The following is a 25,313-nucleotide window of genomic DNA, read 5'->3' as shown; positions in this document are numbered from 1 at the left end:
ATCACATTTGCACCTGATCGCAAGCGGGGGACGTCCTTCACGCAAACGGACATGGAAAAAGGGGAACCGTGATCCCACGGCTCCCCTTTCGGTTCAGATCGTCTCCCCCCCGCGCGCCGATTAGGCGACCAAGGAGAGCCCCGCGCCCGCGTCCTGCGGCTGCTCACCGCTGTCGATGAACGGGATGATCGAGAAGGTCTTTCCGCCGCGCTGTTCTTCGTTCTGCACGGCGTTGACGCGCAAGTCGCCATCAGGCGTGTTGATCAGCAGCGACAGGTAGTCATTGCCCGTGCGGCTGCTTTTGGCCATCCACGCCGAGCCGACGCGGATCGGTTTACCCCGGGGCGAGCTGACCTCGATGCGGTAATCGGGGTGGGTCTCCTCGGATTTGTAGCTGTTCTCGATCAGCATAAACTCCAGATCGAACATCATGTTGGCGATGTAGCCCGTGAAGGCGTTGTCAGCGTCCATGGCGGTGAGCTCGCCCGAGATCGAGCCGGATTTCATCAGGCCGTTCGAGACCAGCGGGATGATCTCGAATTCGCCGCTCTGGGCCGCGCGCGCCTCTTTCGTCTGCACCGCGTTGACCCGGAACGGGCCGAGGCCGACATCGATCTGCATCGAGATGTAGGGGTTGCCGCTGGTATTGCCGGTCTCGTTCCAGGCCGTGCCGATACGCACCTTGCGGCCTGATTTGTTGACTGCCGTCACGTCGTAATCCGGGCTGCGAGCGGACATCTTGGCCCGTGCCTCGATCTGGATGGCGATGTCAAAGCGCGTCGAATGGATCATGCCGGTGTACTCGGCGGCTGCGGTCTCGACATTGCGGGTGAGGGTTCCTGCGAACATGGGATGGTTCCTTTTGGATTGGCCGGTGCCTGACGTTTTTGCCAACGCAACCGGGATTGCTTTCTCGACCCCTTGAGGGATCACAAACCAGAAAGCTCGCTTTCCTTTCTTCCCAACCTTCAGTTCAGCGCTGACGCCTGAAAGACTGTGCCACCTTCCCGCCGGGTACGACGCCCCTCCCCTGTTCGTCTGGCCTCGGATGGCTGTCCTGGGTATTCTCGTCGACCTCCTCCGATCCCGCGATGAAGAACTCTGCTTCCTCCCCGTTCAACCGCTGCCCGCTCCGGTCGGTCAGCCCGATGGTGCTGCCGTTCGGCTCAAACGTGATCAGGTATTGGCCGAGGCTGTCCTTGTGAACAACGTAGCCGGTATTGGCCCAGTGCACGGTCTGGCCTGCATCGATGGCGGTTTTGATCTCTCCGAGTGTCATGATCTTTCCCCCCATTGCCTATTCTGCTGCCACTGAAGCGGCATCTGGTGCATGCCCCAAGATCCGAGTCAGAATGCGGCCCGTGTCGATCCCGTCCCCATGCGGCAGAAACACCCGCAACTGAAAGGCGATGATCTCCGTGAAGCAGCCGAGCGCCTTGAGGCCTTCGATCATGCCCTTGTCCGCACCGCCCAGCTCAAGGCGCATCTCGCCTGCGACCCGGCGACGGGTCAGGGTGAGACCCCGGCCCAGATCGACAGGCGCGGTGGTGCCGAGGGCGGCGGTCAGCATCTCCTGTGGCGTTTGCGGGTTGGAGACGAGGAAGCTGGCGCGCAGCGCGGCCGCCCCTTCCTCGCTCAGCGTGCGCCCGATCATGGCGGTCGCCCCGTCCGGCGTGACGCGGTAGATGCGTTCATTCGTGGTCGGGATGTCCTTCCAGATCGGCAACAGCAGCCCGGTCAGCAGGTAGAGCTTGGTTGTGGTGGTTTTTGGCAAGGACGCTGCCTCGGCATCCCAAAGCCGTGCAAACTCGGGCCTGTCGATCTCTTCCCAAGCCGAGGACTCGAAGCGCGTCTCTTCGAGGTAGCTGGAGCCATTGGGCCGCACCGCCTTGCGCATGAGCGTGACGATATCCTCGTCATACATCTGCATGGGGCGCGCCGAGATGAGCGCCGCGCGACCGGAGGCGCGATTGACCATCGGTAACTTGTCGGGATTGCGCGACATGGCCTCTTCGGCGTCCAGCACATACACTGGGTCGGTGACCTCCAGCCCGATAATCCGCGTCACGGCGCCGGATTTCGGGCAGGTCCAGAGATCCTCGGTGGAGACCTGTTCTATCTTGTCGCCGCGTAGGGTTTCCACGCCGAGATCGAGCGTGCCCGCCGCGCGCGCCCGTTCCGTCTGATCGGCAATCCGGCGCATGAACTCGGCAAAGAGTGCGTTCTGCATGTGGATGGGAAGGGCAAGCACCCGGTTGAGAAACCGCTGGATCGGGGGAAGCTCCTCAAGGAGCACCCCGTCCTTGTCGATCAGCCGCAGGGCGGTCCAGTCGGTGAAGCTCTCGTAGCTCATCGCCTCGGCCCGCCCGGCGGCAAGATCGGCGAAATACCCACGTAGTGCGGCCCGCGCGATCGGGCTTTCGAGATTGTCCTCCTCCCGGAACATGCCTTGCGAGCCGGTCTCGCGCTGACCCTTCGTCAGGGCCCCCAGCTGGTCGAGGCGTTTGGCTATAGTCGAGGTGAAACGCTTTTCGCCATGCACATCCGAGGTGCAGACCCGGAAGAAGGGCGCGCTGACTTGGGCAGAGCGATGCGTGCGGCCGAGCCCCTGGATGGCCGCATCGGCGCGCCAGCCGGGCTCCAGCAGGTAGTGCCGCCGCCGTTTCTGGTTCTTCGCCGTTTGCGCCGCATGATACGACCGGCCCGTACCGCCCGCATCGGAGAAGATAAGGATATCCTTATCACCGTCCATGAAGGCTTGGGTTTCGGATGAATTGCTGCTGGCGGCGCGCTTTTCGATGAAGAGATGACCATCCTCGGCCTTGAGGGGCCGGATGGACCGCCCCGTGACTTCTGCCACGGCCTCGTCGCCAAAGGCCCAGAGGATCTGATCCAGCGCCGAGGGGATCGGCGCCAGCGTCATCAACTCCATCATGGCCGCGTCACGCAGAGCGAGCGCCTCGCGCGAGACGACCAGCGCGCCAGTTTCATCCCGAAGCGGCTCAGCCACCATGTTGCCGTCGATCTCCACGAGCTTTTGGGCATGGATCGGAAAAGTCTGTTCGAGGTAGGCGAGAACATAGTCGCGTGGCGTCAAGGCACCCTCGACGAGTTCATCCTCCGGGTCCATCGTCTCAAGCCGACGCTTCAACAGGCTCTCACCCGTCGAGACCACCTGGATGACGCAAGCCTTGCCTGCCGCCAGATCGTCCGCGATGGCGTGGATGATGGTCGGGGCCTTCATGCCCATCAGCAGATGATTGAAGAAACGCTGCTTTGTGCTCTCGAAGCGGGACTTGGCCGAGGCGCGTGCTGCCGAGGCATTGGTCTCGCCCGAGGCACCGTTGACGCCAGTCGCGGTCAGCGCGGCCTCGAGATTGTGGTGGATCGTCCGAAAAGAAGCCGCGTATGCGTCGTAGATCTCGATCTGGGCCGAAGTGAGCGCGTGTTCGAGCACGTCATACTCCACGCCGTCGAAGCTGAGGGCACGCGCCGTGTAGAGGCCGAGCGTCTTGAGATCGCGCGCGACCACCTCCATGGCGGCGACACCGCCGGCTTCCATCGCCGAGACGAAACTCTCGCGGCTCGGAAAGGGGTATTCGGGGCCCTGCCCCCAGAGCCCCAGCCGCGCGGCATAGGCCAGGTTGTGCACACTCGTGGCACCCGTGGCCGAGATGTAGAAGACGCGAGCGCGGGGTGCTGCCAGTTGCAGCCGCAGGCCCGCAAGGCCCTGCTGGGAGGGTTTGACCCCCCTGCCCTGCTCAGACCCGGCCGCGTTCTGCATGGCATGGGCCTCATCGAAGGCAAGAACGCCGTCAAAGTCTGCGCCCATCCAGTCGAGGATCTGGCTCAGTCGCGTGGTGCCGCATTTGCCCGCAGACCGCAGCGTGGCGTAGGTGACGAAGAGGATGCCACAGGTCACGGTGATCGGCTGGTCCGGTTTCCATTTGGAGAGCGGCTGGATGTCGGCGGGCGAGCCGCCGAGATCGGTCCAGTCGCGGATCGCGTCCTCGATAAGCGTGGCGGATTTGGAGACCCAGATCGCCTTCCTGCGCCCGGAAAGCCAGTTCAAAAGGATCAGCCCCGCGCATTCGCGTCCCTTACCGCAACCGGTGCCGTCGCCGTCGCCGAGGAAATAGCCGAGGCGATAGGCCCATGCGTCCGGGTCATCATCAGCACGCGTCAGCTTGGTTTGGTCGTCATCGATCATAAACCGCCCCGGCAGATCACGCCCATGGGCATCATGTGCCATGATGATGGTTTCCAGCTGCGCCTCGGAGACGTGACCCTCCTCGATCAGCTTCGCGGGCAGGCGCAATTCCGCACTGGCCGCGCCTGAGGGCACCGGCGGCGCGACAGAGGCCATGGCGATGCTCTCGACGAGCGGCGTGGGATGTTCCTGCGCACCCGCGATCTCGATCCGCTGCGGCCGGTAGCGCGCATAGATGTCAGAGATGGGCGTGTTGTCGCGCGGGGTCTGAAGGCTTGTGAAGCTGAGCGGACGGACGGTATTGGGCCGTGGTTTGGAGGCGGCGACAGGCGAAGCGGCGGTCTTGCGCGGGGCAGATGATCGAACGGTCGGTCGCGCTTGAGGGATCGCTTCAGCCCGCTGGGCGGGGCGCATCTCGATCCGGGTTGCGGCCACGGCATCGACATATGCCAAGGCTTCCTCCAGATCCTGAACCGCGGCGCGGATGAGTTCGCCATCGTCCTGCACCTTGTCGAAGACCATCAGCTGGGTTTCGACAGAGGTGCCGAGCTTGCGGTAGACCTGCCCCGGCATCGTCAGCGCCAAGCGCGGCGTCAGAAGACCGCAGGCCCGCGACCAATGCGCGGCATCGCGTTCGGGCGTGAATCCTGGCGGCATGATCGCCACCAGCCGCCCGCCGGGTGCCAGACGCTTCGCAGACGCGATGAGATGCTTGGCGGCGATGTGTTTGTCCCGGGAACGATCGACCGAGGAGGCGAAGGGCGGGTTCATCACCACGACGTCGGGTAGAACCGGCGTTTGCAGCAGATCATCGATATGCTCGCCGTCATGGCCCGTCACCTCGCCGCCGAAAACCGCGCGCAGGAGGCGCTGGCGAAAGGGGTCGATCTCGTTGAGCAAAAGCGTGGCACCGGCCCGGGCGGCAAAAGCGGCCAGTGCACCGGTGCCCGCCGAGGGCTCCAGAACGGTCTCGCCCTTGCGGATCGCCGCGGCCCGCACCGCCGTGGTCGCGAATGCCAGCGGCGTGGAAAACTGCTGCAGACGGATCTGCTGCTCTGACCGGCGGGTTTCCGTAAGGAGACGTGAGGCGAGGAGTTTTGCGTTGGCGATGTCTGCTGTGGCACCGGCCCCACGCAGAAGCACCTGGATGGCCGCTGCCTGCATCATGTCATAGGCCATGCGCCAGTCCCAGGCGCCACCGGCATCGCTGCCATGAAACGTCTCGCGCATGATACGCGCGAGCGCTGAACTGCGCAGGGGCTGGTCATCGACCTCCGTGCCGATTTGCGCGAGGGCAGAGGCGAGATCGGCTTCGGAGATTGCGAGAGCCGGGTTGGCCGTTCTGGGTTTGGACATGGGGATTTTCCTTTGGATCAGGGTCTGAGTTCCAAAGGACAAAAAGCCCGCTTTCGCTTTTCAGGGTGACGTAGTCAGACCGCGCTGACCTCCAAGGCTTGGTCAGGACTTGGGTTCGACCTGCCGCTTCGCATCAATCAATGCCTGTGCGGCCTGCATCACCTGAACCTGAGATGTTCCCGAGCGTGCATCCTCCAGCGTGGCCTGCACCTGCGCGCAAAACCACGTGTCATAAGAATTCGCTTCAGCGGCCACGGAAATGCTCCTCGAGCCCGATATCCAGCAGCTTGCCGAGGTCATCGGGCATGTCTGCAACGCGCACAGCAATTGGGAAACGGTGCCCCGTCAGGTCAGGCGCGCATTGCTCCTCTAGACCGAGGTGCTGCCTATCCTTTTCCGTCTCATTCATTGTGCTTTCTCCGACCGCATTATCAGCCGATGCTACATCTTCGAGCGTGGCGTCGTAAATGATGTTGCCAAAGGGTCATAGCAAGCTGGCCCACTTACCGATCGGGCACCGCTTCAAGGGATTTCTCGAACCGCTTGCCTGCCGCTGCAGCTTCTTTCAAGAGCGCGTCGAAATTGTCAGGTGGGTTGCCATCTTCCAGCATCCCTTTGAACGTCGCATAGGCATCCGTCTTGCTGCCATAGGCGCGCAGGGTCTTGTCGTCGTTCACCCATGCCACCACGATGACCTTCGCATCGCTGTTGAACCGGTAGAACAACCGATACTGCTGGAAGAATTTCGCCCGGAACCAGTGCTTGCGGTGATCGCCTAGTGTGCCGCCTTGCCGGAAAGCGGCGGCACCCGGATCTGCAGGTATGGCCTCGGTGACCAGCTTGAAGATGGCGGCCAGCCGTTTCGTTGGGTTTTTCTTGTGCCAGGTCTTGGGATCGCGAGCCTTACGCGCCTCTACCTCCTCGACCAGCCCTTCGAGCTGGTCCAGAAAGAGTGGGTGCGCATAAATCGACCATCCATTCACGACAAGGGGCGCTTGGGCGGGCACGCTATCGCCGCTCATTCATCCTCGAGCGATAGCGGCGCATCGAGATCGACATCAACGTCTCCGACCAGTGCTGCAAGACGGTCATGCAAAGCCCCATCGAAAGCCCGAATGCGGTCCGGATGCGCCTTGATATCGGCCTCGACAAAATCGAGAAAGGCTCCGAGCACGGGATCTTCCTCGTCGCTGCGCACGGGCTCGATATAGACCCTGCCACTCGGCTCGGTGCAGTAACGAATCTGGTCGCCCTTGCCCAGCTTGAGCTGTTTGCGCACACCCGCCGGCACGGTCGTCTGATACCGATCCGTGAGTTTCGAGACATCTTGTGCGAGGGCTGTCATGGCAGTCTCCTGAAGAAAAGGGGCTTTGCTGCCCGCGATAGGTAATGCATTTGCATTGCCTTGTCAAGACAAGCCGCAGCATCTGCTGTCGCCGGGCAGGTCGATGAACCGTCCGGCGCAGGACCTAATTTCGCCCCGCCAGGAACTCCGCCAGCACCGGGCTAGCCGCACCTTTCGTGGAGCTGAGCAGCTCCGAGCCCGCAAGCGAGGCCTTCGACAGGCGTACGAGCCCACCAGTTTCCTCGATGCGGTAGCAGCGGCGCTTTTGCCGCCCGCGCCTGTAGTGGGTCGCGGTGACAATCTGGCAGGTACTGCCATCGGTGAGCGTCACAGGGGTGGCGAGCTTGATCTTGTCGCCTTCCTCGTAGTCCGGGATCGCAGCCCAGTCCTGGCAGCGCTGGCGCCAGGCATGAGCATAGCTGTCTGGGTCTTTCAGCTCGGACAGCAGGGCCAATAGGCTCAGTGGCGCGCGGGATTCGACCGGTCCCGCGCTTTCCTCCATGTCCTTGTAGCCCCAGCAGCCGTCATCATATCGGGTAAGGAATACGGCGGCGAAAGTGATGGAGCCATCCGCATCGGTGACATAGGTCGTGTCTTCGACAGGGGTGCCGTCGATATTTGTGACCTTTGCCGCCGCGTACCAAGTCGAACCCACCTTGCAGGCTTTGACCAGTTCCGTCTTGCGCCTTTCGCCCTCGAAGGTGCACAGCCGAGCAATCTCCGCTTTCTCATCCGCGTAGGTCTGGACGCGGCCGTCGGTGTAGAAGAGCCAACCCATCACGCCGCCCTCCGGTCATCGATTTCCATCAGCGCATCGAGCGGCACGCGGTAGGGCTGCATGGCGTCAAAATCCTCGCAATTGCCGCAGTTCTGTACGATCGCGAAGGTGTCGCAGGCATCCTTGAGGATGACCCGGAAGGTGCCGCCGAGGCCTGACGGCACCTCGTAGGTCCCGCCGATGAGATAATCCGAGGCCCGGCGCACGAAGACGCGGATGCTGTGGCCATCGGTGGCGAGCCGGATCGCCCCCCGCCCCCGGTCGATGAGCACCTGCACGTCATCCAGGATGTCGGTATAGAACTGGCCGGTCAGATCGCGAAACGCCATGCGGCGCTGCGCCATCCAGTCGGTGTCCCGAAACGGGTTCATGCCGTCGGCGAAAGCGAAGGAGGGATCGGCCTGTTCGGTGGTGACGATACGGGTGGTCGTGCCATCGATGCCGTTTGAGCGCAGATGCACACCATTGCCGACGATGAGGATCAGGGCGGGCCTGTCCACGGGCCCGTTCCAGTTGGGCAAGAAGGTTTTGCAGGCGCGCGCATGGGCGATCTGTTCCGCAACAGCGGACGCAGAGAACTTGAGAATAGCCATGAGGATGTCTTTCGGTTGGGTGTGGGAGGGTCGACCCGCGCGGGGAATGCCTCGCGCGAGTCGCGTGAGGACTCAGGCCGCTTGCGCGACCTCGCTGTCAGGCTCGGGGGTTTCCGCAGCGGGCTCCGCCTCATCACAGGCGACACCGGCGGTCTGCATCATGGGCGGGCACCAGGTGGCCACGGCAGCGCGCTGCGCGTCCGTGAGTGTGGCGAAAGGCTCGGCGAAGAGCTTGTCGCAGAAGGCGACGATCTCTTTCTTGCTCGACGAGGCGAGCGTCACCGCCTCTTGGGCGAGACCCAGATCCTCGCCGAGAATCTTCAGGAGCCAGGCCTTCTTGAAGCGGTTGAAGAGCGCCGCATTCGGCGTCCAATATGCGCGAATGTCGGGCATGATCTCGATCTCGAACGCATGCATCAGGCTGTCGCGCCGAGGATCCCGCGCGAAGCAGGACTGCGTGGTGCTGGCGGTGGCATAGGCCACGAGCTTGGCCTTCTCGCCTGCCTCCAGCGCGCGAAACGCCGCGAACTGATCGGCGGGCGCGCGGGTGTCATCGAGCCAGGAGAGATCAAGCGCATCATGCGCCGCCGCCACCTGCTCGAGCGAGGTCTCGTCGATCTCGTCCATCTTGGCATGGCTGCGGTATTCCTTGCGGGCATCGATCTTGATCGCCTGCGTGACACTCATTCCGCTGGCCAGAACGTCACTGACCAGCTTGAAGAGCGTCAGATCGAGCGTGGCTTCCGGATGCAGCGCCATCGCGGCGCCAAGGGCCATGGCCCGCTCGGTCTTGAGGTCCTCAGCCAGCGAGGCTGGATAGGTGATTTCGCCGGCGTCCGGTGCCTCCTCCCCCGTCGGGTTGACCGACGAGCCGCGCGCGCCTTCCACTTTCACGGTGTCCTCGGGGCGGACGAGGCCAACATGGAGCGTGACCTGCCCACCCTGCCACGACGCGATCACCCCGGACCGCGCGAGGTCCTCGGCGCTGTAGGCCTCCTGCAGATCGCGCACTTCTTCTTCCAAGGCGTCCACGCGCTCGTAAAGGGCATTGTAGGCACCGTCCTCGAGCCCCTCATCCTCCATCTCGAGCTGCAGCTTCTCGAGTTCTGCGGTGATCTCATCGATGCGCTTCTGGGCCGCTTCATCCGGCTCAATCGGGCCGGGATAGACGCGGCCATAGTCCGCCATGGTCGCGTAATCATAGCGGACCATCGCATCGGCCCAGGCAAAGCCCAGCCTCATACGGGCCTCTTCGGCGGCGGCACCGAGCTTCTCGAGCAGGATGGTCTCGACCAGTGCTGCATCCTCAAGCACGGAATGCTCTTCCAGAAGGTCAGCCGCGACAGCACCGCCCCGCGCCTCGTAGTCCGCGCGCACAAAGGCCCCAATATCATCGCTGACCTGCACGCCGCGGGATTTGAGGGCCTGACGGACGGTGTAGGCCTGCAGATAGCCGCCGTCTTTCGTGAGCGCCTCGAAGACCTCGCGCTGCGCCTCCTGGCTCGGGTGCTCGGCGAAGGCCTTCATCGTGTCGAGCGTGATCACCTTGCCCCGGGCTGCGGCGCGGATGTCGGGGTGGATAAGGCCATAACGCAACCGGCCTTTCACGGCCGCCACCGTGGCGCCGAAGGTCTTTGCGATCGTCTCGGGCGTCTGGCTGTCGACCTCCATCATCCGGGCGAAAGCCTCGAACTCGTCGATGGCATTCATCGGTGCCTGGGTGATGTTCTCGGCGAGCGACAGCGCCGTGGTGACGTCGCAGTCGTCTGGGACAAGGCGACAGTCGACCTTGGTTTTCGCCATGAACCCCTTGGTGGCCTTGTCGGCGACCAGCTCCTTCAGCGCAGCATGGCGTCGGCCACCGGCGAGGACAGCATATTTGCCGTCAAGCTTCTGGACCAAGAGCGGCTGGAGCAGGCCCAGCACAGCGATGCTGGCCTTCAGATGCGCGATGTTCTCGGGGTCATAGGTTTCCGGCGCGTTGCTGCGCACATTGGCGGGATGCGGGATCAGATCGCCGATGGCGACGGTAAGGGGAGCAAAGCTTGTGGTCATGGGATATCCTTCCAGGAGGGTGAGGTGTGGCCCGCGCGCTCACGCGCGTGACCAATCCCCGGCTTCAGGGATCACCAAGACAAAAGGCCCACTTTCCCTTTGAGGGGTCAGTGGGCCTTGAGTTTTCAGATCGACACTTTGGGAAGCCCTCCTACCCTACCAGTCACGCGCCAGCATGATGGTCAGCACGCGCATGGTTGTGGCAGGATTGTCCGGGGTCTCGGCCCCGTAGCGGAAATCCGAATCTGCCTCATAGAGATCGATTTTCCAGAACACGGTCTCGCCCCGGATCTCGACCGCGCCAAAATCGTGCCATCCCTCGGGATCATTCTCAGGCTCGAATGTATCGAACGCACCGGTGGCCTTCACCGCCTCGGCCATGAAGCCGTCACCGGCCTCCATAAGCGAGCGGGTGACATGCATTCGGCCCTGGGTGGGCTGCGCGGGCGCCACTCCAAGGCACGCGAGCTTGCGAAACGCGTCGTTTTGCGCCGCGATCACGGTCGGATCCGGACGGTCTGGCTGGGATTGAACGGTCATGGACATGGGATCTCCTTTGAGAAGTTGAAACACCCTTCCCAAAGCCCGCTTTCACTTTTCTGCTTGGCGGAAGGACCGAAGCAGAAGGCGCCTTACCCGAACAGCCCTCTGGCTCTGTAGTTCGGGTTGGGGATGGTTTCGATCCAGCCGCCCTGTTCCTTGATGCTCTCGAGTGCCGCCGAGAGCGGGTAAGCGCCCTCGGACGGGCTCCACCAATAGGCACCGCGTTTGAAGGTGATGATCTTGCGGCGGCCGTCTTCGAAGCAGGCCACCCGCAGCGTCTTGGGTTCCTTGCGTGACATGCGAGTCTCCGTTCTCCGTGTGGTCAGGCGGCCTCGGCACTGCGCCCTGCCCTACCCGCCTCAGATTGTGCGATCAGATAGTCACAGGCGCGCTGCGCATCCGCGGCGTGCTTGAAGATCGCACCCTTGTCCGACCGAAGAACGCGCAACCAGTTGTGGAGGTAGGCGGCATTCATCTCGAGCGTATGCGCCGTGAAGCCGAGCGTCTGACCCAGGAACACCGAGGTCAATTCCGCGACGATCTCCTCGCGCGCATAGGACGTGTTGCCAAACTTCGAGAACCCGAAATCACGGTTCAGCCGATGCGGGGCTTTCGTGGCATGGGCCAGCTCATGGGCCCAGACCCCGTAGAAATTGCGCGGGTCCTGGAACCGCGTGATGGACGGCATGTAGACCTTGTCCACGGGCGGCAAATAGTACGCCTCCGTGCCCGTGAAGACGGTTGTGATGTCGATCGCATCAAAGAAGGTCTGCATGTGCGGGATGGGCTCGGACGGCGCATGCTCGGGCACGGGCTCCGGGTCGGGGAAGAAACTGTCGGGCAGGCCATCGATTTGGCAGGCATTGAACACGCGGTAGGATTTCTGGAAGCGGAAGATGCGGGCTTCCTCGGAGTGATCATCCCCGTCGCTGCGGTCATGCTCATCTGCGCCCGCATCTTTCCGGCTTTGACCGTAATAAACGACGACAGAGGATTTTTCGCCCTTGCGGACCTTTGCGTCCAAGGCATTGGCTTGCGGCAGCGTCATCCAGAAAGGTGAGCTGTGGCCCGCCATCACGGTCCGCATCGTCAGCAGGAAGTTGTTCACTCCCTGGTAGGGTTCTCCGCCCACGCGCAGGGGACGAGAGCTGCCACCTGCGGTCCATGGCTTGCGCCACGGCAGGACGCCGCGCTCGATGATGCGGATGATTTCGTTTGTGATGACCTCGGAGGCATCGAATTTGGGCGTGCGGGATCGGGCCATGGCTGGCCTCCTTTCGAGTTTTGGTGAGAGTAAGTGGTGATCAGGCTGACTGATGGGACCGCGGATCGTTGAGGATCCTCGCGCCGAGCCCTTCGACCATGTCGATGTAGGTGGTCAGCGAGACGGACTTGCCGGAACCCGAAGGTTCAGGGTCAACCGATCCGTCCCGCGCCACGCACGGCAAGTTCGCGAAGGCGATGACGTCACTGATGGGTCGGATATCGATGAACGGGGTTCCTCGTGCGACCGCAAGAGTGGCCAAGGGAAAGCGCTCGATCAGCGCGAAGGTCGAAACGGTGGTCCAGCCGAGATGGATGAATGTCCCGCCCTCTCCGCAGATCACATGCGCGTTTGGTAATGACGCGGCCTGCTTCAGATAGCCGAGATCACGCAGGACGGTCTGGCGTTCGAGCCGCTGTGCCAGCAACGTCTGGCCAGTTCGGCGCAACTCTCTATGCCGCCACCACGAGGCAGCGGTTGCGCGGAGCACGCGCAAGACACCTGTTTGCATGGGAATGCCCTTCATCAGGAAAGACAGACCGGAATCCGGCCCGGACCCATCTGAGGGACCCCAAAGGTCCTCATCCGTCAGTCACAAAACCCGAAGAACACTTTCTCTTTTTTCGGCCCCTTTGGGCACACAACAAAACCGAAAAGCCCGGCACATCTGCCGAAGCCATTGATTTCATGCAGCAATTCTAGATCGGCAACCAAGATCGGCAACGCATATCGGCAAAACCTTGCTTAAAAGTACAAAATGTGTTTATTTTTCAATTACTTTGCAAACATGGAAGATCGGCAAAATGCTGGAAACACCCGCCAGGATCGAACCCTGCTTCTTCGAGGAGCATATTCCGACAGAACTGGCAGACCTTTCGGTCGACATCCAGAGGGAAGCCACCGGGCTGGGACAAGGGTTGCATCCTGACAGCGCAGCCGAACTTGCCGATCTCGTCCGTGTGATGAACTGCTACTACTCCAACCTGATCGAAGGACACAACACGCGCCCCCGCGACATCGAAAGGGCGCTGGCTGGCGCCGAGCTTGAGGAAGAAACCCGTCCCCTCGCCCTTGAGGCCCGGGCGCACGTCATCGTTCAACGGGCCATCGACGAGATGCATCGCAAGGGCACCCTGCCCCGCCCCACATCCGTCGAATTCCTGACTTGGGTCCATAAGAGCTTCTACGACGAGATGCCGGATGAGTTTCGGGTCATCGAACATCCCGACGGCACACAAGAGCCCATCGTTCCGGGACGCATGCGCCAGGATGATGATCGGGAAGTTGCGGTCGGGCGCCACCTACCTCCTTCATCGTCGCGCGTCGCGGCATTCATGGACCATTTCGACAAACGATTTCAGATTGCGGCGCGGTCTTCGAGCGGACGGATCATCGCGATCGCCTCTGCGCATCACCGGCTCAACTACATCCACCCTTTCCCGGATGGTAACGGCCGTGTCAGCAGACTGATGTCTCATGCCATGGCCCTCACAGCGGGGATTGGTGGCCAAGGGCTCTGGTCCGTATCACGTGGGCTGGCCCGCGGGCTAACCGATCGGGGCGAGTACAAACGGATGATGGATCTGGCCGACAGTCCACGCCGCGGAGACCGCGACGGACGGGGGAACCTGTCAGAAGCGGCACTGAAGACGTTTAGTGAATGGTTCCTAAAGGTGACGCTCGACCAGATCACCTTCTCAGCAAGATTGTTCGATCTCGGCGGACTAGACCAACGGTATCGTCGTCTTGTTGCAGATACCATCGATGACAAGCGAGCGCCGGAACTAATCTCGGCGGTTCTTCGGCATGGGGCACTGGAACGAGGCGATGCGCAGATTGTGCTCAAGACGTCCGAGCGTACTGCTCGCAACACGCTGAGTAAACTGACCGCCGCCGGATACCTGAGGTCCGCCTCGCCGAAGACGCCGGTTCGGTTGGCGTTTCCGTTGGATTATCGAGAGCGGCTCTTTCCAAACCTCTTTGGAGACGGTGACCTCCCACAATAACTTTAGGCATTTAGGGTGTAATGCCTGGCCGCCGATTTCTTCCATGGGCGGCCAGATTTTCATCAAGGCTTGCTCATGTGTCACTTGTCCACCGCGGTGGACATCTGCTGGTCTGAGATAAACTGAAGAACCACCACGCGCCGCTATGTGCGTTTGGACAGTTTTGGTTGCCACAAGCGCCGATTCTCGTTCGAAGTCCACCGCGGTGGACATTAGACAGTTCGCTCATTGTTTTCGGACAGTCGCTTGATCAAAGCTAATGGATCAAATTGGTTTTGCCTTTGACCCAGGGTGATACTGTGAAAATACGCTGCAAAATCCCTGATGCGTTTTCCAAGCTGTAGCATGATGAAGATCGCGCATGACGCTTTCTGAGCTCCTACAGCATTCTTGGCTTTCTCGAAAGTCTCTGGGTGAATGCCCATCATGGGTGCAAGTGTTCGAGCATGGTTTTCAATGTCCAACCAGTTTCTAAGTCTCTCTGTGGAGAACGATGTCGCCTGATCGCAGACTGAGGTCAGCAAGTCTGGTTTCAGGGCCTCAAGGCCTATGTTGCTATCTAAATCTTTTTTTTCTTCTTCAGACTTAGATTGATGCCGGACAGTTTGTCCGTCATTGGCGGGCAATTCCATAGTTTCAGGCGGGTCATCCGGGGTAGACAAACTCTGGCATTCTGCATCTGTATTGGCGAGCAGAGCGTGGTATTCGGGGAGGCTCAGCTTCCTGCGTAGAGCTTTCCGTGCGTGGTTGATGAATGCGTTGCTAGGATCGTGCTCTTCCAAATGGGCGAGCTTTGTAAGGATCTGTTTGCGGACAAATATCCGATCTCGCCGGTTATTCTCCATCTCTTGCGCGATGGCTATAAGCTCGCTCGCACGTTGGAGCAGGGGGGTGAGAGACAATCCATAACTGATGCACTCCCCGCCGGATGAGCGAACGCGGTAGCGCTTTCGGTTCGAGCTGTCATTGCGCTTGATGAATCCGAGTTCAACGAAGCGGTTGATGTGCCTCCGGAGTGTCCGTTCGTCGATTCCGCCAACGCGCTGGCAAAGTGAATCGTTAGACGCAAAAACCGTTTCGCCATGGCCAGGTTTCAGAAAACTGAGCATTGCTTGAAGTGTCTGTATGTGGCCAGGACGTAGACCAAACACGCTGCGTGCATCTCTCAGGGCTCTGAAGATGGTCCAGACGTCGGTTTCAGATGGGGGAAATGAGCCGCGGGTTGCATCAGCACCTGCGGCTTCGATCGAGAGTTTTGTAAATGCCATGGCTTGTTCACGACGACCGTTCGGCCCACAACTTCCCCGTCTCTTTCCTCGAATTTTCGCGGAAAAAGGCAAAAAATATCAGTCCACCGAATCGGTGACTCTTGACCGGTATGCTGGAGGTTGCTACATCAAAGATGCTAATCAGATGATGAGGGCTCTCCAGGGGAAACTTTGGGGGGCTCTTTTCTTTCGGGTCTTCGCTTTTCTCCTCTGCTCGTGTTGCTCTGTGTGGCCTGGGTTAGGACCCAGAGCCTCTCTCATTCCGCCACTGTACGAAGAGTTGCAAAAGCGTAGCTTCCGCGTGCTCTTCGAGCCATTGGCCGAATTCTGGATTGTCCTTCTTGGTGACCTTGAGCGCGATCGCCTTCTCATCGATTGTCAGCGTGCCCAATGAACTGCCGTTCTCATCATTGATGACCGAAGTCAGCCCACGATTGGGCGGCTTCTTGTCGCTACGTGCTTTGCTCGAGCAAGCCGAATAGACCGCTTGGAACTTTTCGGAACTAGGAGTGTCGTCGGGCAGGGCGGCGAGCGCCTCTTTGGCGATGTCCACCAAATCTACCTTCACCGACAAGGCAGCTAGATCACCCCACTGCCGTCGTCCGATCCCATGTGCTGGCCCGATGAGTTGAACAAGACCGTCTGGCAGTTGTTCTATGACGACCCTGTGGTTGGATACGCCTTGCCGGGTCAGACCTAGAGCATCTTGAATGACACCGGGTTTGTACCCGGATTCTTGCATCTCTTTGATAAAAAGAGACTTTTCTATAAAAGACGGATCAAGCCTGAGGTTGTTCTCCTGGCCTTGAGCGATCAGAGATGCGTCATCGTCCAAGGTTCGAACAATTGCCTTGACCGTTCCACCGACCTTACGGATCGCCGCAAGCCTGCGGCGGCCGTAGATGATGCGGTATCTGTCCGGTTGGGCTGATGGACGGACCATGATGGGCACTTGTTGGCCATGCTTGCGAATGCTCTCGGCCAACTCATCGATACTGGAATCTTCCAGCACCAACCGATCGCGCAGCCCATCCATGTCAATCTGATCGGGTTCGATATCGCGAATCGAGTTTGCTGTGATCTCGCGCAAAGAGTCGCGCAATCCTCCAACAGATCCCGGCAGCTTTGCCGCTTTTGGCGGGGTAGGGGAGGGGGCTCCGCTCTCCGTCTCATTCCTTGGAGGCTGGTTGAAGATGTTTCGGGCCATCAGCGACGCCCCCATGCCATTTGGATCGTCTGCTCTAGCTCATCGCCAACGCCATTCACGCTGGTCAGGGCGCGATCAATTGTCTTTCTGATGAATTGGCTTGGATCGACTTCGTAGACGGTCTGCTGGGTCATCCCCGCGTCGGAGATCGCCGTAGACTTCAGCATTGGCTCTGTCATGACCTGACCTGCCAGAATTGATCTCAGGTAGCCTGCCATTTGGGTCTGCGGACCGTCCGACGGTTCATATCTGGTAATCAGGAACTTGACAAAATCCCATGTGACACGCCGACCGATGGCTTCCTCCACGGCCTTGACCGTTTCTGAAGCAAGCTTCAGGAATTGGCTCATGGATGCGATGTCAAGCATGCCAGGTACCACGGTAACCAAAAGCCCCGTCGACGCTGCCAGCGCAGTCAGGGTTAGAAACCCAAGCTGAGGCGGGCAGTCGATCAGGACGATGTCGTAGTTTGCCTCAACCTCTTCAAGCGCCAAGGCGAGGCGCTCTGCAAAGATGGGCTGTACGCGACGGGCGAGAGCGTTTGCGGTCTCGGTTTCGTACTCCGAGAGCATCAAACCGGCGGGCACCATGTCGAGCTTATGGAAGTAGGTCTTTTGGATGACGTTCGAGAGAGGAACTTGGTCCTCATATCTCAAAGCATCATAGATTGTGCCGCCATCGGCGAACTCAAGCTCGGGCCGAAAGCCGAAAAACGTGGTCAAACTTGCTTGCGGATCGAGGTCTAGGACCAGCACGCGGTAACCGCGCAAGGCATACCTTTGCGCAAGATGAATCGTTGTAGTAGTCTTTGATGAGCCGCCTTTGAAGTTGACGACGGATATCACCTGGAGACGATCGCCATCACGTCGACCTGGGCGGTAGCTTTCTGCGTTCTTTCCAGTGCGTCCAAGAACATCGCGCAACTCATCAATCTCTTGGGCTGTGTAGAACCGGTGTCCGCGGTTGTCTGTATGCACTTCCGGGAAGCTGCCGTCCTTGTGCCGGTTGCGCAGGTTAGATGTGCTTACGCGCAGGAGGCCGGCGACTTCGGTGGAACTGAAGCGACGTAGGGACTTTCGTTCTTCGGGTTCGAAAGCGATCTTCATCTGGCGATCCAAAGACTCAGCCAGATTGTTGGCAAATGCTCCGATATCGGAAGAGCCTATGCCTTGCGTGTATCCAATGTTACGATCATCCATGTCCTGCCGCCCACTCTCGGCCTCTGTTGAGGCTCTTAGTCATTCTGACGGTGTACAGCGTGTCTGACGCGTTTTGCCGTCAGAATGGGAATGCCACGATCCAGTGAGTCCGGCAAGAAGAATCTAAATGTAGTGTGAAAGTTATCCACAACACCTATAGGTGTTGTCGTGTAAAAAACTCAGCAAGTCATTGATATAGATATATTAAATGCAGATCTAACCAAATCGAGCCGCTACTCTGTTGAGTTGGCATATTAGCAGCTAACCCCAAGCAACTAATGGCACTTTCTGCCTCCTGCGGAGTTTTCTCCCGGTGAAATTTTTTGGATTCGGGTCAGAAGCTACATCTGATTTTGGCTCGATTCGTACGGCATGAGGCCAAGTCGTTCCGCCCGCTCCAACAGCATTTTCACCGAAGACGGCTGCCATCTTGTTCGGCCACGAGGCGTGCGTTCGCGCATCGCTTCCAGCCGGGTGCAGATCGCCTGAAGCGTGATGTCGGGGTCCGCGCCCTTGATGCCGGCGACGATGGCGGGCAGACGGTCGTCGGTTTCGCGGCGCCCGGCGCGGGCTAGCACCTCGGCCGGCAGGAAGCCGTCGCCGACATAGGCCTTCACAGCGCGCAAGAGACGGCTTTGGGTCCAGCGACGCGCCTCGGGCAAGGGGCCGTTGATGATGCGCACCACGTCTTCCCAGGCCAAGTCGGGTCGCAACCGGCGCACATGGGGCACCCAATCTTGTGCCGTCTCGTTCAGACGCTCCATGTAGCCGTCTTGTCGCGCCAGCCGTACTTTGCGAAGAGCAGCAGGGTCTTTGGCCCGCAGTCCAGGGTTCCCGCCGACCCGGCCCTTGGTACGGGCGCTCGCCAGCCCTGCTTTGGTACGTTCCCGGATCAGCGCCCGCTCGAACTCGGCCGCGGCGCCCAGAACCTGCAGCGTGAACTTGCCTTGCGGGGATCCGGTGTCGATCGGGTCCTGAATGGAACGAAAGAACGCCCCCTTGGCCTCCAACCGTTCGATCACCTCGAGAAGGTGCGACAGAGACCGTGCGAGCCGGTCGATCCGTACGACAACCAGCGTGTCGCCCTTGCTAATGCGCTCCAGCAAGCGGGCAAGCACCGGCCGGGCACGATTGCCGCCTGAGGCGTGCTCTTCGAAGATCTCGACGCATCCCGCAGTTTGCAGGGCCTCAGACTGGGGCAGGGGGGTCTGATCCTCTGTGGATACGCGCGCATAGCCTATCAGGGGCATGAAAATCGGCCGTTTGCAATTTCATATACCGTTACTAAACGACCGTTTGTAAACGAATGCAAGGGCGTGCACTGTGAGCGCTGCTCAGCAGAGAACCCCTGGTTTTCCATACGTTGAGCGCGATCAGCGAGCTCTCGCAGACCATCGCGCGCCCGTGCTATGTAAGGTGTGCAGGCGCACCCTGACAAAACACTTGGGTAAAAGGCAAAAGTGCCATATTTTGCACACATGAAGACTCAAGTATCTATGCAGTATGTTAGTTTTTACGATCCTCTAGTGGATGCGATGGGGCTTGAAGAGACGTCTGAGGACGACCTGTGGTTCCTGCCCGGTCCGATAGAAGAGGAGCCGGATTTTCTGCCGCCCAGACCAAGGGCAGAGTTGCGTGAAACTGCAGTCCTCGACGATTGGCGATGCGCTGAGGCGGGCAGTGCCGCCCGTCTTGCCCGCGTGGCTGGCCGGATCGGCGCGCTGGACGACCGGCTGCGCCGTGGCCCGAAAGGTTGGCGGCACAGGCTCGCGCTGATGGAGGCGGCAGACCTCAGCTGGTTTGTAGGCGACCGAATTGGCCCGGATCGGCTGGCGCTCTGGAAATCCATGCGCTTGTCCGGCGTGCAGGACGACACCGCGGCGCTCGCGCGTGTCGGATGGGCAGTGCGGCGTCTTACAGGCGGCCCTGGACCGGAAGTGGACCTGTCCGCCTTCCTCGACCGCCGCGACCCCGAGAACCTCGGCGTCGAAGCCGAACCCTTCGCGGATCGCGCGGGCGGTTGGCTCGATCTCATGGCGCAAGCCGCCGATCTTCACCCAATCACTCGCGCTTGCATGGGCTTCCATCTCTGGAGTCTCGCGGGCCTCGGGCAGCACGGCGACCGGATGGAAGCGGCGGTCACAGCCGCACGGATCGTGGCCAGTGAGGGCAAGGGGGCGCTCTTCGCGCCTTTGGCCATGGGCGGGGCAGGAGGATTGCGCTTCGGTGGCCCACCCGCTGACCGTCTGTCTCGTTGGCTTGACGGGATGGAGACCGCATGCCTGACCGCAATGCGTCACCTTGATGATATCGAGGCATGGTCGGCGAGGGCGGAAGCCGAGATGAGCCCGCTTTCCGGCCGCACGCCCCAGGCCTTGTGCGCGGTACTTACCGAATGGCCGCTCGTGTCCGCTCCGATGGCCGAGGCCCTGATCGGCGCCAGCCGGGCTGCCGTCCAGCGCAACCTTGCTTGGATGGAAGCGCGTGGTCTGATCCACGAGATGACGGGGCAGGGGCGGTATCGGATGTGGAGGGTCGCAACTTAAGCCTTGCTCTTTGTCAGGGGGCCGACAGTTTATGTTAGAGTCAACGCTTCTGTCCGCCAAACTTGCAGAGAATTCGCGCATCTAGCCCAGTTTGACGAATGTTGCTCGAAGCACGAATGTCCGCACAGATGAAAACGAACCGCCCGTGTCCAGTCTTCGTCTCTTGCTGCGGCTTATAAATGCGTGGCCCAGCGAGGATGGCTCTCGTCAATGATCAAGGCATGGCTGTGCCTGCGATGTCCCCTCAGGTGGGGATGGTCGAATGGCAAATTATCGTGGGTGTGCTCAAGCTCAACGGGATCGCCGGACGGCCAGAGTTTCAGCGCTGCGAGCATTCCGAAGGCGGCGATGAGGGCCAGTCCGATCAGTGCGGGAACGACACCATAGACCGTCAGCAGCCATCCCGACAGCGGATAGGTCACAAGCCAGCAGGCGTGGGACAGCGCGAATTGCGCCGCGAAGAGCGCGGGGCGGTCCCCGGCAAGGGCGGAACGACGCAGCAACCGGCCCGAGGGGGTGAGGACGGCGGAATATCCGAGCCCGACCAGCAACCATGCCCCCAGAAGGATGGACCAGCCAAGGCCTGCTCCAAGGACCGTCAACGCCAGACCGACCAGAGTAGCCACCATCAGCGCGGCTCCGCCGAACATCACGGGCCGGTCCGGCAACGCATCGAGAACACGCGGCAGGACCAGCGCTGCGATCATCGACCCTGCGCCGAAGGCGAACATCGTCCAGGCCAGAGCACTTTCCGACAGGCCGAGCGAGCCGCGCACAAGAACGACGGTGTTGACCAGCACCATCGCACCTGCCGCCGCCGCCGCGAGGTTCAATGCCAAGAGCCCGCGCAAGCGGGGCGTGGCCAGATAGATGCGGATGCCGCGCGTAGTGCGGTCATAGACATCGCGCGGCTCGGATGGGCGGGGACTGGGCAGCACGACCGAAACAACCAGAAGGGCCGATGCGGCGAAACCGAGGACCGTGCCGAGGAAAAGCGAATTGTAGGACATCACCGCGAGCAGAAGGGCCGCCAGCGTCGGGCTGACGATGTTTTCCAGATCGTAGGCCAGCCGCGACAGCGACAGCGCGCGGGTATAGCGCGCCTCTTCGGGCAGAACGTCCGGGATCGTCGCCTGAAAGGTCGGCGTGAAGGCGGCGGAAGCCGATTGAAGAAGGAAGATCAGGACGTAGACCTGCCAGACCTCGGTCACGAAGGGCAGTGCGAGCGCGACACCCGCACGCACCAGATCGAGCGTCACCAGAAGCGCGCGGCGCGGCACGCGGTCTGCGAAAGCCCCTGCAATGGGCGCGATGCCCACATAAGCAACCATCTTGATGGTGAAGACTGTGCCGAGGACCAGCGCCGCCCCGTCGCCCGAAAGATCAAAGGCGAGCAGGCCGAGTGCGACTGTGGCGAGTCCGGTACCCAGAAGGGCTACGACCTGTGCCAGAAACAGGTGCCGATAAGTGCGGTCGGAGAGAATATCGAGCATGGTCAGCCTCAGAGATATCGGGCGATCGCCCGCAACTCGGCGCGATCACTTTCAGAACTTTCAACGTCGATACAATGGTCCATATGATCATGGATCAGCGCACGCTTGGCGTTCGTCACGGCCTTTTCGACCGCTTGCATCTGCTGAGCAATCTCCAGACAGGGTTTGCCCGCCTCGATCATTTCGATCACGGCGCGCAAATGGCCGTCAGCGCGTTTCAGCCGGGCGACAAGGGCGGGATGGGTTGCGTGGACTGGATGTTTTGTCATAAAGTAGTTCTATCCCCCCCGGGAGGATAGAACAAGATGGTGCCACGACGCACCACGCTAGAGACGGGCAGACGGGCAGAACCTATGGATACCTTGAGGACAGTTGTAAACGCCGCGTTTGCGACACTCTTATGTTTGGCCGTACTCCTCTGGTCTGTGGTGCCCGCAACCTCGCACGCACCCTCAGTCATCGGCGTCCTTCAAGAGCACGCAGAAATGGTTGCTGAGCACGGTCATTCGCATGGACTGGAAGAAGACCTCGCCTGGGCCATGCATGGACATAGCCATGACAGCATCGATCACGATCACAGTCAGGCGGTCGTGCCTGGCCCAGACCGATCGCCGCACCCGCTCGATATTTACAGAGCCGCATGGCCGTTGAGTTCGGCCACGTCGAACACCTTACAGACATACCAAATCGAACGACCTCCGCGCGTCTGATCGACTGCGCGCCAACAGCGCGCTGCATTCGATCATCAACACATATGCGGAGTCAAATCCATGAATACAGTCCACCGGGGCTGGACCGATCCCGGCATACGCCGGATCGTGATCCTGTCCTTCATTGCCCTTTCGGCGCTCGTCCTGAGTGCGGGCAACGCTCTTGCCCATGCCGTCACAGAAGGTGACGCAGGCTACATCCAGGAAATCTGGGGGATCAACATCATTCCCTTCATGTATCTCGGCGCCAAACACATGGTGACGGGATACGATCACATCCTGTTCCTGCTCGGCGTCGTCTTCTTCCTCTACAAGATGAAGGAAGTAGGCATCTACGTGAGCCTCTTCGCCCTCGGACACTCGACCACGATGCTCGCGGGCGTCTGGTTCGGATGGGGCATCAACGCCTACATCATCGATGCGATCATCGGCCTCTCGGTCGTCTACAAGGCGCTCGACAATCTCGGGGCGTATCAGCGCTGGTTTGGGTTCCAGCCGAACACCAAGGCCGCAACGCTGATCTTCGGCTTCTTCCACGGCACGGGCCTGGCGACCAAGATCCTCGACTACGAGATCGCGTCAGACGGGCTGCTGGCCAATCTTCTGGCGTTCAACGTGGGCGTCGAGCTTGGCCAGATCATGGCGCTTGCCGTGATCCTCATCGTCATGGGCTTCTGGCGGAAATCCCCAAGCTTCTTCCGCCAAGCCTACACCGCCAACGTCGTCATGATGTCCATGGGATTCATCCTTATGGGCCTGCAAATCACCGGCTACTTGGTAGCCACCTGAGAATTTAGGAGACCAAAATGTTTAACGCAAAAAAACCGAGCCTTGATGAGCTTCCCAGCTCCGCGCAGCTTATCCGTTCCACTGCCATTGCGGCGGCCAGCGCCGTTGCGATCCTTGTGAGCGTCGTGCTGCCTGCCGAATACAACATCGACCCGACCGGGATCGGCGGGGTTCTCGGGCTGAGCGAGATGGGTGAGATCAAAGCCCAGCTTGCGGAGGAGGCCGAAGCCGACAGGCTGTTGGAGATCGAAGCCGAAGAGCAGTCGAGCCTTATCAACGATATCTTTGGACTTTTTGTCGGCGCGGCACATGCACAGGAGGCCGAAGTCTGGCGTGACGAAACCACCTTTACGCTTGCACCCGGCGACAGTGCCGAGTGGAAGCTGGTCATGGAAGAGGGCCAGACGGTGGAATACCGAATGCTGGTCGATGGCGGACGGGTGAATTTCGACATGCACGGCGACGGCGGCGGCAATTCGGTGACCTATGAAAAGGGCCGCGGTTCGACGGGCGATGAGGGCGAGATCATTGCGGCATTCGACGGCGAGCACGGCTGGTTCTGGCGAAATCGCGACAGCCAGCCCGCAACCGTGACTGTCCAGGTCCGCGGCGAATACACCGAATTCAAAGACGCAAGTTGACACAAGGGCAGCCATCCGCATGAAAGGAAGCGGATGGCTGCCTGGCTCCGAAGCAGACCCTGGATGAGTATGCAAATCTCGCGTCGAAATTTCCTCTGAAACCAACCTCCGGCAACCGTTGGCAAATCAGCGAGCACCCGAGCAGCAATGTCACGCCTATGTTACAGGATACTTCTTGACCTCCCCCTACTGGAAGCTTGCATAAGAACTTCATGACTCGCGTTTTCCGCCTCATTTTGATTCTTGCATTGAGCTTCGGCGCCGTGATTGCGCCGGATGTATCGGCAGTTAATGCGGCTGAGGCACCAATGGCTCAGATGGTGGGCGCCGAAGGCGCGGACAACCATTGCGGCGGATGCGATCCGATCGGATTTGCTGACGGGATATCCTGCGAGGGTGGATGTCCTGTGCCTTGCGGCGCGGGAAGTATGGCCGGTATCGTAGCTCGTACGTCAGCGATGCCGCTTGAGGTGTCCTTCGGTGTTGTCATCCCGGTCGCCGAACCCGTGATCCCGATCGGTGCGATTACCTTGCTTGATCCATTCCCTCCCAAGCAGCCTGTCTGAACACGATTTTGGCCTCGCCAGCAGCGAGGCCTGACCGCTGCCTTTGCCAAAGCTGGCTGAGCGCGACCCTTTCAGATCAAGGCACGTGCAATGACCCTCAACAGACTGATTTCACGACGGCACGTGCTGCGCACCGGTGCCGCTTTCACTGCCATATCTGCCCTGTCACCGGCACGAGTAGCGATGGCAGGTCCGACAGAGAACCCTTTTGTGCTACGCGCGGCGGCCGGACGAGCCGCCCTGCGACCGGCACCCTACGGCCCGACCGACGTCTGGAGCTATAGCGGGTCCGTCCCCGGCCCCGAGATCCGGGTACGCCAGGGCGACCGCATTCGGGTTCTGGCCCGGAATGGGCTGGATGAAGGGACTACGGTTCACTGGCATGGCATTCGCACACCTAATGCGATGGACGGCGTGCCGTTCCTGACTCAGGATCCTATCCCTGCCGGTGGCGATTTTCTCTACGAATTCGATGCACCGGATGCTGGCACGTTCTGGTATCACCCGCACCAGCGTAGCTCGGAACAGGTCGGGCGCGGGCTTTACGGGCCGCTGATCGTCGAGGAAACAAACCCGATCCGCGTGGATCGTGATCTGACCTGGATGCTCGATGACTGGCGGATGACCGGCGACGGACAGATTGCAAAAGATTTTGGAAGCCGGCATGACGCTGCGCACGGCGGGCGTATCGGCAATTCCGTGACCATCAACGGGCAGATACCGAAACGCATCGCCGTGCGATCC

The 25,313-nt window shown here is 60.6% G+C and carries 26 protein-coding genes; 6 read left to right on the top strand and 20 right to left on the bottom strand.

What is annotated here, in order from left to right:
• Window positions 1–120 precede the first annotated feature (120 nt).
• From VWZ85_RS19125 to VWZ85_RS19060, 14 genes are all read right to left on the bottom strand, one after another.
• Complete coding sequence (locus tag VWZ85_RS19125; RefSeq protein WP_024099310.1) at window positions 121–849, bottom strand: DUF736 family protein; 729 nt, start codon at window positions 847–849, stop codon at window positions 121–123.
• A 124-nt stretch (window positions 850–973) separates the two neighbouring features.
• Window positions 974–1,279 carry a hypothetical protein gene (locus VWZ85_RS19120; RefSeq protein ID WP_024099309.1) on the bottom strand — a complete coding sequence of 102 codons (306 nt, stop codon included), beginning with the start codon at window positions 1,277–1,279 and terminating at the stop codon, window positions 974–976.
• Window positions 1,280–1,297: 18 nt separating this feature from the next.
• Window positions 1,298–5,566: a strawberry notch family protein gene (locus VWZ85_RS19115; protein ID WP_096873514.1), complete on the bottom strand. Its 4,269-nt coding sequence runs from the start codon at window positions 5,564–5,566 to the stop codon at window positions 1,298–1,300.
• Window positions 5,567–5,668: 102 nt separating this feature from the next.
• Window positions 5,669–5,821, bottom strand: coding sequence for a hypothetical protein (locus VWZ85_RS19110; RefSeq protein WP_024099307.1), 153 nt, complete (start codon window positions 5,819–5,821; stop codon window positions 5,669–5,671).
• The gene (locus tag VWZ85_RS19105) at window positions 5,811–5,975 is read right to left on the bottom strand and encodes a hypothetical protein (protein WP_009819683.1); all 165 of its coding nucleotides are present in this window, start codon (window positions 5,973–5,975) and stop codon (window positions 5,811–5,813) included. The genes VWZ85_RS19110 and VWZ85_RS19105 overlap by 11 nt, the downstream gene beginning before the upstream one ends.
• Before the next feature lie 94 nt (window positions 5,976–6,069).
• Window positions 6,070–6,588: a type II toxin-antitoxin system YhaV family toxin gene (locus tag VWZ85_RS19100; RefSeq protein WP_024099306.1), complete on the bottom strand. Its 519-nt coding sequence runs from the start codon at window positions 6,586–6,588 to the stop codon at window positions 6,070–6,072.
• Window positions 6,585–6,911: a type II toxin-antitoxin system PrlF family antitoxin gene (locus VWZ85_RS19095; protein WP_005668772.1), complete on the bottom strand. Its 327-nt coding sequence runs from the start codon at window positions 6,909–6,911 to the stop codon at window positions 6,585–6,587. The genes VWZ85_RS19100 and VWZ85_RS19095 overlap by 4 nt, the downstream gene beginning before the upstream one ends.
• A 124-nt stretch (window positions 6,912–7,035) precedes the next feature.
• The gene (locus tag VWZ85_RS19090; RefSeq protein ID WP_024099305.1) at window positions 7,036–7,689 is read right to left on the bottom strand and encodes a DUF6927 domain-containing protein; all 654 of its coding nucleotides are present in this window, start codon (window positions 7,687–7,689) and stop codon (window positions 7,036–7,038) included.
• Window positions 7,689–8,282 (bottom strand): hypothetical protein, encoded by a 594-nt coding sequence (locus VWZ85_RS19085; protein ID WP_024099304.1) that lies wholly within the window; start codon window positions 8,280–8,282, stop codon window positions 7,689–7,691. The genes VWZ85_RS19090 and VWZ85_RS19085 overlap by 1 nt, the downstream gene beginning before the upstream one ends.
• A gap of 72 nt (window positions 8,283–8,354) precedes the next feature.
• Complete coding sequence (locus VWZ85_RS19080) at window positions 8,355–10,337, bottom strand: ParB/RepB/Spo0J family partition protein (protein ID WP_024099303.1); 1,983 nt, start codon at window positions 10,335–10,337, stop codon at window positions 8,355–8,357.
• A 156-nt stretch (window positions 10,338–10,493) separates the two neighbouring features.
• Window positions 10,494–10,883, bottom strand: coding sequence for a DUF3768 domain-containing protein (locus tag VWZ85_RS19075; protein WP_024099302.1), 390 nt, complete (start codon window positions 10,881–10,883; stop codon window positions 10,494–10,496).
• Between the two features lie 86 nt (window positions 10,884–10,969).
• On the bottom strand, window positions 10,970–11,179 hold the full coding sequence (locus VWZ85_RS19070) for a DUF6330 family protein (RefSeq protein ID WP_040182663.1): 210 nt from the start codon (window positions 11,177–11,179) through the stop codon (window positions 10,970–10,972).
• A gap of 23 nt (window positions 11,180–11,202) precedes the next feature.
• Complete coding sequence (locus tag VWZ85_RS19065; protein WP_096705139.1) at window positions 11,203–12,144, bottom strand: ArdC family protein; 942 nt, start codon at window positions 12,142–12,144, stop codon at window positions 11,203–11,205.
• 40 nt (window positions 12,145–12,184) lie between these two features.
• A complete protein-coding gene (locus VWZ85_RS19060) occupies window positions 12,185–12,655 on the bottom strand; it encodes a hypothetical protein (RefSeq protein WP_024099298.1) in 471 nt (156 codons plus the stop codon).
• A gap of 292 nt (window positions 12,656–12,947) precedes the next feature.
• On the opposite strand from VWZ85_RS19060, the gene VWZ85_RS19055 reads away from it, so the two are divergent.
• Window positions 12,948–14,150 carry a Fic family protein gene (locus tag VWZ85_RS19055; RefSeq protein ID WP_024099297.1) on the top strand — a complete coding sequence of 401 codons (1,203 nt, stop codon included), beginning with the start codon at window positions 12,948–12,950 and terminating at the stop codon, window positions 14,148–14,150.
• A 212-nt stretch (window positions 14,151–14,362) separates the two neighbouring features.
• Here the strand turns inward: VWZ85_RS19055 and repC are convergent, their stop codons facing one another.
• The 4 genes from repC to VWZ85_RS19035 all read right to left on the bottom strand — a co-directional run bounded on the left by repC (window position 14,363) and on the right by VWZ85_RS19035 (window position 19,074).
• Window positions 14,363–15,418, bottom strand: a complete 1,056-nt coding sequence (gene repC / locus VWZ85_RS19050; RefSeq protein WP_024099296.1) for a plasmid replication protein RepC — start codon at window positions 15,416–15,418, stop codon at window positions 14,363–14,365.
• A gap of 238 nt (window positions 15,419–15,656) precedes the next feature.
• A complete protein-coding gene (gene repB, locus VWZ85_RS19045) occupies window positions 15,657–16,625 on the bottom strand; it encodes a plasmid partitioning protein RepB (protein ID WP_024099295.1) in 969 nt (322 codons plus the stop codon).
• Window positions 16,625–17,824: a plasmid partitioning protein RepA gene (repA, locus tag VWZ85_RS19040; protein WP_024099294.1), complete on the bottom strand. Its 1,200-nt coding sequence runs from the start codon at window positions 17,822–17,824 to the stop codon at window positions 16,625–16,627. Before repA ends, repB begins: the two co-directional genes overlap by 1 nt.
• Window positions 17,825–18,165: 341 nt before the next feature.
• Window positions 18,166–19,074, bottom strand: a complete 909-nt coding sequence (locus tag VWZ85_RS19035) for a recombinase family protein (RefSeq protein WP_024099421.1) — start codon at window positions 19,072–19,074, stop codon at window positions 18,166–18,168.
• A 246-nt stretch (window positions 19,075–19,320) separates the two neighbouring features.
• Here VWZ85_RS19035 and VWZ85_RS19030 point away from each other — a divergent pair, with 246 nt between their 5' ends.
• A complete protein-coding gene (locus VWZ85_RS19030) occupies window positions 19,321–20,370 on the top strand; it encodes a hypothetical protein (RefSeq protein ID WP_416535749.1) in 1,050 nt (349 codons plus the stop codon).
• A gap of 173 nt (window positions 20,371–20,543) precedes the next feature.
• Here the strand turns inward: VWZ85_RS19030 and VWZ85_RS19025 are convergent, their stop codons facing one another.
• Together VWZ85_RS19025 and VWZ85_RS19020 are read right to left on the bottom strand one after the other, a co-directional pair.
• Window positions 20,544–21,863, bottom strand: a complete 1,320-nt coding sequence (locus VWZ85_RS19025; RefSeq protein ID WP_416535748.1) for an MFS transporter — start codon at window positions 21,861–21,863, stop codon at window positions 20,544–20,546.
• 8 nt (window positions 21,864–21,871) lie between these two features.
• Window positions 21,872–22,132, bottom strand: coding sequence for a metal-sensing transcriptional repressor (locus VWZ85_RS19020; protein ID WP_416535747.1), 261 nt, complete (start codon window positions 22,130–22,132; stop codon window positions 21,872–21,874).
• Between the two features lie 501 nt (window positions 22,133–22,633).
• On the opposite strand from VWZ85_RS19020, the gene VWZ85_RS19015 reads away from it, so the two are divergent.
• The 4 genes from VWZ85_RS19015 to VWZ85_RS19000 all read left to right on the top strand — a co-directional run.
• Window positions 22,634–23,362 (top strand): HupE/UreJ family protein, encoded by a 729-nt coding sequence (locus tag VWZ85_RS19015; RefSeq protein WP_416535746.1) that lies wholly within the window; start codon window positions 22,634–22,636, stop codon window positions 23,360–23,362.
• A 17-nt stretch (window positions 23,363–23,379) separates the two neighbouring features.
• The gene (locus VWZ85_RS19010; RefSeq protein ID WP_416535745.1) at window positions 23,380–24,003 is read left to right on the top strand and encodes a transmembrane anchor protein; all 624 of its coding nucleotides are present in this window, start codon (window positions 23,380–23,382) and stop codon (window positions 24,001–24,003) included.
• 212 nt (window positions 24,004–24,215) lie between these two features.
• A complete protein-coding gene (locus VWZ85_RS19005) occupies window positions 24,216–24,569 on the top strand; it encodes a hypothetical protein (protein ID WP_416535744.1) in 354 nt (117 codons plus the stop codon).
• Window positions 24,570–24,659: 90 nt separating this feature from the next.
• Window positions 24,660–25,313 (top strand): multicopper oxidase family protein (locus VWZ85_RS19000; RefSeq protein ID WP_416535743.1); only part of this gene is annotated, 654 nt, incomplete at its 3' end.

Origin of the sequence: Phaeobacter sp. JH20_29 (assembly GCF_048056175.1) — a bacterium.
GTDB classification, from domain to species: domain Bacteria; phylum Pseudomonadota; class Alphaproteobacteria; order Rhodobacterales; family Rhodobacteraceae; genus Phaeobacter; species Phaeobacter bryozoorum.
The sequence above is the reverse complement of the archived record's forward strand: the minus strand, read 5'-3'. Positions and strand labels throughout refer to the sequence as shown.

What these genes read in the sequence shown, in the direction of transcription:
- VWZ85_RS19125 (WP_024099310.1), bottom strand. Translation starts at nt 849, where the DNA reads ATGTTCGCAGGAACCCTCACCCGCAATGTCGAGACCGCAGCCGCCGAG.
- VWZ85_RS19120 (WP_024099309.1), bottom strand. Translation starts at nt 1,279, where the DNA reads ATGACACTCGGAGAGATCAAAACCGCCATCGATGCAGGCCAGACCGTG.
- VWZ85_RS19115 (WP_096873514.1), bottom strand. Translation starts at nt 5,566, where the DNA reads ATGTCCAAACCCAGAACGGCCAACCCGGCTCTCGCAATCTCCGAAGCC.
- VWZ85_RS19105 (WP_009819683.1), bottom strand. Translation starts at nt 5,975, where the DNA reads ATGAATGAGACGGAAAAGGATAGGCAGCACCTCGGTCTAGAGGAGCAA.
- VWZ85_RS19100 (WP_024099306.1), bottom strand. Translation starts at nt 6,588, where the DNA reads ATGAGCGGCGATAGCGTGCCCGCCCAAGCGCCCCTTGTCGTGAATGGA.
- VWZ85_RS19095 (WP_005668772.1), bottom strand. Translation starts at nt 6,911, where the DNA reads ATGACAGCCCTCGCACAAGATGTCTCGAAACTCACGGATCGGTATCAG.
- VWZ85_RS19090 (WP_024099305.1), bottom strand. Translation starts at nt 7,689, where the DNA reads ATGGGTTGGCTCTTCTACACCGACGGCCGCGTCCAGACCTACGCGGAT.
- VWZ85_RS19085 (WP_024099304.1), bottom strand. Translation starts at nt 8,282, where the DNA reads ATGGCTATTCTCAAGTTCTCTGCGTCCGCTGTTGCGGAACAGATCGCC.
- VWZ85_RS19080 (WP_024099303.1), bottom strand. Translation starts at nt 10,337, where the DNA reads ATGACCACAAGCTTTGCTCCCCTTACCGTCGCCATCGGCGATCTGATC.
- VWZ85_RS19075 (WP_024099302.1), bottom strand. Translation starts at nt 10,883, where the DNA reads ATGTCCATGACCGTTCAATCCCAGCCAGACCGTCCGGATCCGACCGTG.
- VWZ85_RS19070 (WP_040182663.1), bottom strand. Translation starts at nt 11,179, where the DNA reads ATGTCACGCAAGGAACCCAAGACGCTGCGGGTGGCCTGCTTCGAAGAC.
- VWZ85_RS19065 (WP_096705139.1), bottom strand. Translation starts at nt 12,144, where the DNA reads ATGGCCCGATCCCGCACGCCCAAATTCGATGCCTCCGAGGTCATCACA.
- VWZ85_RS19060 (WP_024099298.1), bottom strand. Translation starts at nt 12,655, where the DNA reads ATGCAAACAGGTGTCTTGCGCGTGCTCCGCGCAACCGCTGCCTCGTGG.
- VWZ85_RS19055 (WP_024099297.1), top strand. Translation starts at nt 12,948, where the DNA reads ATGCTGGAAACACCCGCCAGGATCGAACCCTGCTTCTTCGAGGAGCAT.
- repC (WP_024099296.1), bottom strand. Translation starts at nt 15,418, where the DNA reads ATGGCATTTACAAAACTCTCGATCGAAGCCGCAGGTGCTGATGCAACC.
- repB (WP_024099295.1), bottom strand. Translation starts at nt 16,625, where the DNA reads ATGGCCCGAAACATCTTCAACCAGCCTCCAAGGAATGAGACGGAGAGC.
- repA (WP_024099294.1), bottom strand. Translation starts at nt 17,824, where the DNA reads ATGGATGATCGTAACATTGGATACACGCAAGGCATAGGCTCTTCCGAT.
- VWZ85_RS19035 (WP_024099421.1), bottom strand. Translation starts at nt 19,074, where the DNA reads ATGCCCCTGATAGGCTATGCGCGCGTATCCACAGAGGATCAGACCCCC.
- VWZ85_RS19030 (WP_416535749.1), top strand. Translation starts at nt 19,321, where the DNA reads ATGCAGTATGTTAGTTTTTACGATCCTCTAGTGGATGCGATGGGGCTT.
- VWZ85_RS19025 (WP_416535748.1), bottom strand. Translation starts at nt 21,863, where the DNA reads ATGCTCGATATTCTCTCCGACCGCACTTATCGGCACCTGTTTCTGGCA.
- VWZ85_RS19020 (WP_416535747.1), bottom strand. Translation starts at nt 22,132, where the DNA reads ATGACAAAACATCCAGTCCACGCAACCCATCCCGCCCTTGTCGCCCGG.
- VWZ85_RS19015 (WP_416535746.1), top strand. Translation starts at nt 22,634, where the DNA reads ATGAATACAGTCCACCGGGGCTGGACCGATCCCGGCATACGCCGGATC.
- VWZ85_RS19010 (WP_416535745.1), top strand. Translation starts at nt 23,380, where the DNA reads ATGTTTAACGCAAAAAAACCGAGCCTTGATGAGCTTCCCAGCTCCGCG.
- VWZ85_RS19005 (WP_416535744.1), top strand. Translation starts at nt 24,216, where the DNA reads ATGACTCGCGTTTTCCGCCTCATTTTGATTCTTGCATTGAGCTTCGGC.